Below are 8,952 nucleotides of genomic sequence, written 5' to 3'. Positions count from 1 at the left end.
GCCACGCGATGCACCCGTGATAAACCAGACTTTCATGACAATTCCCTTTCCTGAGACTGTTTGTTTCAGCAGTGCGCTGCTGACGGAGAGGAATTTGACGCAAATCCAGCTCATGTATAAGATTTGTTATTTGAGAGACTATGATGAGTGATATTCATTAATGAGGGCGACCGAACTTTCCGAAATGGCTGCCTTTGCCGCTGTCGCCAGGCACAAGAGTTTCCGCAAGGCGGGAGAGGAGAGGGGTGTCACCGCCTCTGCGATCAGCCACGCTGTCCTCAACCTGGAGGACCGCATCGGCATCCGGTTGCTGAACCGCACGACCCGCAGCGTCTCGCTGACGGAGGCCGGCGAACTGCTTCGCTCCCATCTCGATCCGGCCTTCGGCGAGATCAATTCCGCACTCGATGCGCTGAACCGTTTCCGCGATACCCCTTTCGGTCGCGTTCGTATCAATGTCGGGAATTCCATTGCTCCCTTCGTCGTCGGCCAGGTCATCGGGCCGCTCCTGATGAAGAATCCCAATCTGCAGCTCGAGATCGCGGCGACTGACCGGCTGGTGGATATTGTCGAGGAAGGCTTCGATGCCGGCATTCGCTTCGGCGAGCGCGTTACGGAAGGCATGATCGCCGTACGCATCAAGCCGCGCATGCGCCTCGTCGTCGTCGGCTCTCCCGCCTATTTCGAAACACGGCAGAAGCCTGAGACGCCGCATGATCTGAAGCGCCATATCTGCATCCAGAACATGTTCCCCTCGGGCGCGCGTTACCCCTGGGACTTTGAAATGGACGGCCAGGCCATCACTTTCCACCCGAGCGGTCCGCTCTCGCTCGACGACCACGAATTGATGACGGCGGCAGCCTTGAGCGGTGTGGCGCTCGCCTATGTCTGGGAGGGCAGGGTGGCGCCGCTGATTGCAAGCGGCCAACTTATCCAGGTACTCGACGAATGGTGCCAGCCGGAGGAGCCGCTTTATCTCTACTATCCCAGCCGGCGGCATATTTCGGCGGGCTTCCGGACGGTGATAGACGCGATCCGCGGCGACTAAGGCAAATCGCGTAAAAGTGTGCCGTGGTTTTGTGCCAACCACATGCGTGGATACGAGGATCCAAAGCATCGGAAGCGAAACTGTCGCGACATGCTTGGTGGTCAGAGTTTGGAGAATTCCAATCGGTAGACAACATCCTCTCCCGTGACAGGATCGGTGCCGGGTGCATCGCTGATGACGAGTATGTCGCCCTCCATATGCACCGGGCGGATAAGGGGCCGCTCCCATGTCGGATTCCAGGCGGCCTCCACGTGATGGATCACCTTGTCACCCTCCAGGGAATATTCGGCGGTATAGGCCAGCATCGTATCGAAGAGTGCGGCCTTTTCACTGTCGTTGGGCGCTTTGCCGTTGGGTTTCGGCCTGCGCCGGTTGGTAACGAAGGCCATCATCCGGCCATCTGCGTGATAGGCGATATATCCGATGGGATCGGCACCCATGGCGTCGCTGACTTTCCCCGTCGCAACGACGGTTCGTGTCCACGAGATCATGCGCCACGTTCCGATAAGGGCGGCTTTATCCATGATTATCCCCTCCTTAAAGTAGTCTAGCACAACTAGAAATGCAGGCTATGAACCCGGAGCCTTTCCTGATCACAATGTTCCAATCAGAGCAGGAAAAGCTTCCGGTGATCAGTCAAAACTCCCTTTTGACTCTCGGTGGCGAAGTGGTGAAGATGCGCCGCACGAAGGAAGAGCAGCGCCGGAGGGGCGAATGAGAAAGCCGGTTTTTTCCGCTGGCAATTGGTGGAAAGTGGAGTGTCGTCGAACAATGCTGTCGGCCTTTACGGCTGCGGTTCTAATTGCCTTTCCAGTGGCCGCGCAGGAAAAGTCGACGCGGGACATGCCGGCACAGACGCCTGCCTCGCATGAACAGGTCGAAAAACTGGTGTCTCGCTGGCAGGAGCATTTCAAGGGCGCCRTGAGTTTGCGCGACCGCCGCACCGCTTTTCGCGATTTCATGGAATCGCTGCCGGAGCCGACGCGCATCCAGATCCGGCATGTCGACGCTGATGGGGTCGATGCCGAACTTATCTGGCCGGCGCGCCTTCATCATCCGGTCGGCCGGCGCGTGATCCTTTTCATCCATGGCGGCGGCTTCTACGGTGGCTCCATCCGTAGCCACAGCCTGCTTGCAGGCTCGCTTGCCAAGGCTGCGTCAAGCGATGTGCTGCTTATCGATTACCGGCTGGCGCCGGAATATGGCTATCCAGCACAGGTCAATGACGCACTCACCGCCTATCGCTATCTGCTCGAAAGCGGCTACAGCAACGGAAATATCGTGGTGATGGGCGATGGCGCCGGCGGCAATCTCGCGCTCGAGGCCGTGCTGCGGCAGATGCGTTCCCGCCAGCCGCTGCCGGCAGGCGTCGTGGCACTCAGCCCCATCACCGATCTGTCCGCCTCAGGTGCATCGGTCACAGCGAACGCCACCAACGATCCCATGCTGGACAAGCACGCGCTGGATGCGCTGCGCAAGGCCTATCTCGGCAACAATTCTCCGACCGATCCCGACATTTCTCCGCTTTATGCCAATCTCACCGGTTTTCCGCCCTTGCTGCTGCAGGTCGGCTCCGGCGAGCTGCTGCTCGATGATACGCTGCGGCTGGCCGACAAGGCGCAAAAGGCCGGCGTCGACGTGACGGCCGAGGTATGGCCGGGAATGCCGCATCATTGGCAGCTTTTCCCTTCGGTGCTCGATGATGCCGACAAGGCCGGCCAGAGGATCGCCGAATTCGCGATTATGCATTTTGCAGACCCGCCGGCACAGTAAGGCCAATCCAGAACCGCGCGATCTGAGCTTCTACGAGTGGTTCGAATTCAGCCCTTCTATCGGCCGGCCGATGGCGAGATTCTGACGGAGTTTGGGATCGAGCCGCTCGGCATAGGCATGATCGGGTGCTGCACCCAGCGCATCCAGCATCTTGGAGAAGAAGCAGCGTGCTGACGCTGCTGCGGTGACATCGAAGATCTCCGTGTCATTGAGCCCGTGCCGCTTCAGACCATCGATGTCCTGCTGCGTCACCGAGGTCGCATCGCGCGCCACCTTGGCGGCAAAATCCATGATTGCCCGCTCGACTGCATCGATGGGCGCTTTTTCGCTGCCGCCGGCGACTGCCGAAAGGCTGTCGTTGGTGAAGCCGTCGCGCAGCAGCACCGAACCATGCGCAAGCATGCAGTAGGACGATTTGAGTTCCCTGGCCGCCGCCAGCGTCACCAGCTCATAACGCCGCTGGCTCATATGGCCGCGAATACTGGCAAGCAGCGTCCCCCAATGCTCCATCACCTCTGGCCGGTGGCCGAAGGCCCGGTACATGTTCGGCAGATAGCCGTAGCTCGCTTCTGCCGAAGCGTACATCGAAGCCGTCTTCTCGCTGGCGGATGCATCGGGGGTATGAATGAAAGCCATGGCACGATCCTCCCTTGATCCATTGGGAGAATAGAGCGGCATCCGGCGACATCAATCTGCCGGCCGACCGCTTCTGCAGGACGGATACCTGACACCTTACCCGGCCGCCTGGTTCTGCCGCTGGCGGTAGAATGGCAGGATATGGTGTTCCGTCAGCGGCGCCATGATGATCCCGCCCGCTTCCGACGGCGATATCCAGCGGACCTCCTCGATCTCCGCCGTTGCTTTGATATCGGCGTCCTTCGCATGCACCAGGAAAACTTCGGCGACGACGAGATGATCCGGCTCGTTTGCCGCCGGCGCCTGAAATTGGCCCAGAAATTCGAGTTCGGCAGCTGTTGCGGTGACGCCGATTTCTTCTGACAGCTCTCGAGACAGGGCCTGCTCTGGCGTCTCTCCCGGCTCGATCTTGCCGCCCGGCTGCATGAAGGCCGCCGTTCCGCGCTTGCGCACCAGAAGCGTGTCGCCATTGCTCCGCAATAACAGCGCAGCCGATATTCTGATCGTCTTCATCATGCGGAAATCTGACCGGATTCGCTGCCGCGATTCAACTGCTCATCGGCCGTTTGTCAAAACCCGCCTGACCACCTATATCAGCGGCTCAGAGACAGGAAGTGGATGTAACAATGTTTCAACCGGCGTCGATCGAAGTGGAAAACAAGGCCGAGTTCTACCGCGAGCTTGCCCAACAGCTGCAAGGCCTGCTCGAAGGTGAGCCGGACCTGATCGCCAACGCCGCCAACACGTCGGCCCTGATGTACCAGATGATGCCCGATCTCAACTGGGCGGGCTTCTATCTGCTTAAGGATCAGGAGCTCGTCCTTGGACCGTTCCAGGGCAAGCCGGCCTGTGTGCGCATCCCTGTCGGCCGTGGCGTATGCGGCACGGCAGTCAAGGAGCGCGCCTCGATCCTCGTGGCAGATGTCCATGCATTTCCCGGCCATATCGCCTGCGACGCGGCATCCCGATCCGAACTCGTCGTCCCGATCCGAAATGGCGAAGAGATCGTCGGCGTTATCGATCTGGACAGCCCGCTTCCCGCCCGCTTCGATGCCGACGACCAGGCCGGGATCGAACGTCTGGCCGAAATCTTCGCTGGGGCAACCCGTTTCTGAGCGGACCGGCGTGGCAGCGATCCGTCGCTGCGCTTAAACTGTCAGCGAAGCCAATAGCGACGGATTAATCGAGTGCCGGGAATGCGAAACGTCCGGCAAGCATAACCAGAGGCAAGATCGCGGCCGAGAAAAGCAGGACGATATTGTACCAGCGCGAGTACCATGGAAAAGCAGTGTCGCTTGGGATCGTGCGCGCTACGCGATAACCGAGGATCGCGCCGAACGAATGCCAGGCAAGCACAATAAGCGAGCCGTAAGCGCCCGGGATCGAAAGCGTGATAAAGAGCCGGATCAAACCAGCCGTAACCGAAACCCCACCGACGAAATAGGCGATCGCCATCAGGCCGCGTCCGAGATAGGCCATCACGACGTCAGGACCGAACAGCAAACCGATAACGGCGGCGCAAACGGGGCGGCGCACACGGAATGCTTCGAAAACCTGCATGAAAATCCCGGCTTCAGAGGCTGACTTTTCGCAAGTTGTATCCGATGCCGTGAAAAACGCCAGCCGCCTCCTTGCCGCGACCAGAGGATGAAAGTCGGATGGTCGATCGCAGCAGCCTGCGCAAATGACGAAATCTTGATCGGCGGCGGCGTTCTCGGAAAGCCGGACTGGCCTATTTCCTTAGCCGACACCGACATGCACTGCGTCCGGTGTCACCGATTATCGGTTTGGGGGTAGATCAAAATGTCCCAATTTCGAAAACTGCTGATCATAGGATCAGCTGTCATCGTGGCGGTCATTACTTCGTCCTGTGCGACAAGCTCGGATAGTTCGATGCAGACCGGCTCTGTTGGCTATGGATCGCAAAGCACCGACTTTGGGCTCCGACCGGCCTGCCTCGGCGGATTTGGCAACGATCGCCCTTGCAGTTACTAGCGTGAGGCGCGGTTCTGCGCCGCAGGCCCGAACAGGGTACGGACAAAAGTGATGCAATAGGACGCAGGACTTTGTGACTGCGAGGCCTCGCATATTATTGACAATAAGATAGGTTACGCGAAATCAGCCATTGCCTGATTTTACGAAGTTGACCTCAATTTTGGGGGCGGCAGATTTTATAAGTTTTGGGAGATATGTGATGGAATATCGTCGTTTGGGAAAGTCGGGTCTGAAAGTGAGCGAGTTCTCCTTCGGATCGTGGGTCACTTTCGGCAAGCAGGTCAACGGCGGCGACGCTGTCGATCTCATGAAGCTCGCCTATGACAGCGGGATCAATTTCTTTGATAATGCCGAGGGTTACGAGAGCGGCAAATCCGAAATCGTCATGGGCGAGGCGCTGAAATCGCTCGCCTGGGGCCGCGACAGTTATGTCGTCTCGAGCAAGGTCTTCTGGGGTGGTCAGAAGCCGACGCAGCGTGGCCTGTCGCGCAAGCATGTGACGGACGCCTGCCACGCGGCGCTCAAGCGTCTTCAGGTCGACTATCTCGACCTCTACTTCTGCCACCGCCCGGATATTGACACTCCGATCGAAGAAACGGTCCGCGCGATGCACGATCTCGTTGCCCAGGGCAAGGTGCTCTACTGGGGAACGTCGGAATGGTCTGCCCAGCAACTGACGGAAGCCTACGCTGTCGCTCGGGATCTCCGCATCACGCCGCCGACCATGGAGCAACCGCAATACAACATCTTTGAACGTCAGAAGGTCGAAGCAGATTACCTGCCGCTCTACGACCTGATCGGCCTCGGCACCACCATCTGGTCGCCGCTCGCTTCCGGCGTTCTGACAGGCAAGTACAATGACGGCGTACCGGCCGACAGCCGCATGAACCTGCCGGGCTACGAATGGCTGAAGGAAAAATGGTCCACCGACGCTGGTCGCGCCCAGCTGGAACAGGTGCGTCAGCTTGCCAGGCTCTCGAACGAGATCGGGCTGTCGATCACCCATCTCGCCCTTCTCTGGTGCCTCGCCAACAAGAACGTCTCGACCGTCATCCTCGGCGCCTCGCGCGCAAGCCAGCTGCAGGACAATCTCGCGGCCCTCTCGCACAAGAGCAAGCTGACGTCTGACGTGCTGGAGCGGATCGACAGCATCGTCGGAAACAAACCGGAAGCACCGCGTCGCTTCTAGACAGGGCCAAAGCCAGATCGGCTATCTTTGCCCTTGTCTTTATTCCAATGCGAAATGGCCGGACCTTTTTGGTTCGGCTATTTCATTTTACTGCGCTTCATTGACCGCTCATCAGAGCGGCGAGCCGATCGCTGTATCTGTCACAGGCTTATAGTCACCGTCGTTCCTGTCGGATTGCCTTCGAGAGTTACGCTCCCGCGGTGACGGGTCACGATCTGCTTCACGATGCTTAATCCGAGGCCGGCACCCGTGCTCCGTGGTGTGACCCTGTAGAATGGTTCGAACACGAGGTTTCGGTGCGCCGCTGGAATGCCGGGACCCTCGTCCGAAACCGAGACGCTTCCACGTTCTGACACGCGAACCGATATCGTGCCGGTATTTCCGCCATGGTCGATCGCATTGCGCACAAGATTGCCTATGGCGCGGGACATCGCCGACGGACTTACCAGGCGATAAAGCTCGTCGACGTCACTGTCGAACGAGATCTCATATCCATTTCTTATGGCAATCGGGGCTTGGTCGGCAACGACGTTCCTGGCGACTTCTACCAGGTCGACCTGTTCAAAGAGATCCGGAGACTGCTCGCTCCGTTCGAAGTCGAGCAATTGCTCCGCCGTCTCCCGCAGACGCCCGATGTCATCCATCATGATGTCGCGGGTGCTTCCCTCCAGGGTCGTATCGATACGCGTCTGCATGACGGCAATCGGCGTGCGGAGCTCGTGCGCGGCGTCGATCAGAAAACGTTCCCTCGCTGCGAACTGCTGCTCGAGCCGCTCCAGAACGGAATTGAAGGCGTGGATAAGCGGAACGACTTCGCTCGGAACTCGATCCACGGGAAGCCGCGATCCCGGCTGGCGCGGGTCGATCTCCGGAGCCTTCCGAACAACGTCGTTCAGTCCCGAGAGCGAACGTCTGACCAATCGCGGCACGGCGAAGAAGAGGGCGGGTAGGGTAACTGCAAGCAGAGGCACGTAAATCTTGTACGTGCCGCCAAGCATCGTGAGGAATATCGACTCGTTTCCGTTGCGGCCGCCATAAAGTACCCGGATCTCGTTCGTATTGATCTCGATGTCGTCGACTGAAGCCGGTACAGGGGCGTTTGGCCCCGTGCCACGAATGTCGGCGTCCTTGATAAGCGACACGAACTTGGTCAGCTGTATGTACGCAGGTGGAATATTTCCATATGCCACTGCCGTTCCGTCCGGGGCTGCGGCGTAGAAAAAGAGATTGGGAGTATCATTTTTCAACGCTCGGAGCTGTTCGCTGTCTTCGATGCGAAGCCCTCGTCCGGGTTCGTAGCTCAAGGACCCTTCCAGGGCGTTCAGAAGCCGGTGCTCCATACTGACGTTCGGAGAAAGGATCATCGCACCGTAGATGCAAAGGCCAACGATCACCAATGCGGTTGTGCCGACAAATAGTAGGCTGAGCTGCCAGTTTAGTCTCCACCACAGCGACGTATTCGGAAATCGCATCAATGTTCCTTCAGCAGGTATCCGACCCCGCGGATGTTGTGGATGGACACACCGGCGTCCGCGTCAGCGAGCCGTTTTCTCAGTCGTGACACGTGCGCATCCAGCGCGTTGGATTGGATCGTCTCTTCGTAATTGTAGATTTCGGTTTCCAGCGCCGATCTGAGGACGGTCCTGCCCTTTCGCTTTGCAAGGGTAACGAGCACCATCAGCTCTCGACGAGGCAGGTCGAGCTGCAGTTCGCCGACCATGACATCCATCCGAATCGGATCCACCGTCATCCGCCCTGCGACTATGGACGGCTCCGCCAGGGCCGACGGGCGTCGCAAGACCGCCCGCAGCCGAGCGAAAAGCTCCTCCATCAGAAACGGCTTGCCCAGATAGTCATCGGCACCGAGGTCCAGGCCCGCAACCCTCTCCTTCGGTTCGTTTCGGGCAGTCAGCACGATGACCGGCGTCACGACGCCTGAGCTTCGTAGCCAGGGAATGAATGTGATGCCGTCGCCGTCCGGCAGGCGTCGGTCGAGCACGATCGCATCGTAGGTCTGTTGTCGAGCCAGTTCGATTGCGTCCTCAAGAAGAGCGGTGTGGTCGACCGCGATGCCCTTCTTGCCGAGCGAGGCGGCAACCGTTTCCGCCAGCCTGGTCTCGTCTTCGACCAATAGGATTTTCATGTCTCGCCCACCTTTCCGATCCTATGTTCACGACGACCATTGCGACAGGATTACGGCGTGAGCGTTCGAATGAGGGAAGTCACGGTCGTGGCGAGCTGGATAGAGCGGATCGCATGCGAGATTGCCGACCGCCTCTGAATAAAAAACTCCAGGCGCGTGGCGCCTGGA

Annotated in this window: 12 protein-coding genes; 6 read left to right on the top strand and 6 right to left on the bottom strand. The window is 59.0% G+C overall.

Annotated features, from left to right (window positions below):
• The first annotated feature begins 160 nt into the window (after positions 1–160).
• Entirely contained in the window at positions 161–1,048 is an 888-nt protein-coding gene (locus AC1DF8_RS26960) for a LysR family transcriptional regulator (RefSeq protein ID WP_478155701.1), read from the top strand.
• 101 nt (positions 1,049–1,149) lie between these two features.
• Here AC1DF8_RS26960 and AC1DF8_RS26955 read toward each other — a convergent pair whose 3' ends face one another.
• Positions 1,150–1,572 carry a lipocalin-like domain-containing protein gene (locus tag AC1DF8_RS26955; RefSeq protein WP_018115487.1) on the bottom strand — a complete coding sequence of 141 codons (423 nt, stop codon included), beginning with the start codon at positions 1,570–1,572 and terminating at the stop codon, positions 1,150–1,152.
• Positions 1,573–1,610: 38 nt separating this feature from the next.
• Here AC1DF8_RS26955 and AC1DF8_RS26950 point away from each other — a divergent pair, with 38 nt between their 5' ends.
• Positions 1,611–1,766: a hypothetical protein gene (locus AC1DF8_RS26950; protein ID WP_478155700.1), complete on the top strand. Its 156-nt coding sequence runs from the start codon at positions 1,611–1,613 to the stop codon at positions 1,764–1,766.
• A 125-nt stretch (positions 1,767–1,891) separates the two neighbouring features.
• Entirely contained in the window at positions 1,892–2,821 is a 930-nt protein-coding gene (locus AC1DF8_RS26945) for an alpha/beta hydrolase (protein ID WP_478155705.1), read from the top strand.
• Positions 2,822–2,851: 30 nt separating this feature from the next.
• Here AC1DF8_RS26945 and AC1DF8_RS26940 read toward each other — a convergent pair whose 3' ends face one another.
• Positions 2,852–3,457 (bottom strand): carboxymuconolactone decarboxylase family protein, encoded by a 606-nt coding sequence (locus AC1DF8_RS26940; RefSeq protein ID WP_478155699.1) that lies wholly within the window; start codon positions 3,455–3,457, stop codon positions 2,852–2,854.
• Between the two features lie 96 nt (positions 3,458–3,553).
• Positions 3,554–3,973 carry an NUDIX hydrolase gene (locus AC1DF8_RS26935; protein ID WP_478155698.1) on the bottom strand — a complete coding sequence of 140 codons (420 nt, stop codon included), beginning with the start codon at positions 3,971–3,973 and terminating at the stop codon, positions 3,554–3,556.
• Positions 3,974–4,083: 110 nt separating this feature from the next.
• Between AC1DF8_RS26935 and AC1DF8_RS26930 the strand changes: the two genes are divergently transcribed.
• On the top strand, positions 4,084–4,572 hold the full coding sequence (locus AC1DF8_RS26930) for a GAF domain-containing protein (RefSeq protein WP_113212227.1): 489 nt from the start codon (positions 4,084–4,086) through the stop codon (positions 4,570–4,572).
• A 64-nt stretch (positions 4,573–4,636) separates the two neighbouring features.
• On the opposite strand, the gene AC1DF8_RS26925 is transcribed toward AC1DF8_RS26930, so the two are convergent.
• Positions 4,637–5,017, bottom strand: a complete 381-nt coding sequence (locus AC1DF8_RS26925) for a hypothetical protein (RefSeq protein WP_478155697.1) — start codon at positions 5,015–5,017, stop codon at positions 4,637–4,639.
• Between the two features lie 243 nt (positions 5,018–5,260).
• Between AC1DF8_RS26925 and AC1DF8_RS26920 the strand changes: the two genes are divergently transcribed.
• Positions 5,261–5,452, top strand: a complete 192-nt coding sequence (locus AC1DF8_RS26920; RefSeq protein ID WP_478155696.1) for a hypothetical protein — start codon at positions 5,261–5,263, stop codon at positions 5,450–5,452.
• 199 nt (positions 5,453–5,651) lie between these two features.
• Complete coding sequence (locus AC1DF8_RS26915) at positions 5,652–6,641, top strand: potassium channel beta subunit family protein (protein ID WP_113117191.1); 990 nt, start codon at positions 5,652–5,654, stop codon at positions 6,639–6,641.
• 140 nt (positions 6,642–6,781) lie between these two features.
• On the opposite strand, the gene AC1DF8_RS26910 is transcribed toward AC1DF8_RS26915, so the two are convergent.
• Positions 6,782–8,113, bottom strand: a complete 1,332-nt coding sequence (locus AC1DF8_RS26910; RefSeq protein ID WP_029616516.1) for a sensor histidine kinase — start codon at positions 8,111–8,113, stop codon at positions 6,782–6,784.
• Positions 8,113–8,784, bottom strand: a complete 672-nt coding sequence (locus AC1DF8_RS26905; protein ID WP_018115478.1) for a response regulator transcription factor — start codon at positions 8,782–8,784, stop codon at positions 8,113–8,115. Before AC1DF8_RS26905 ends, AC1DF8_RS26910 begins: the two co-directional genes overlap by 1 nt.
• Positions 8,785–8,952 lie beyond the last annotated feature (168 nt).

The organism is Rhizobium sp. 05N49, assembly GCF_056396805.1.
Note: the sequence above shows the minus strand (reverse complement) of the source record. Positions and strands in the feature narration are given on the sequence as shown.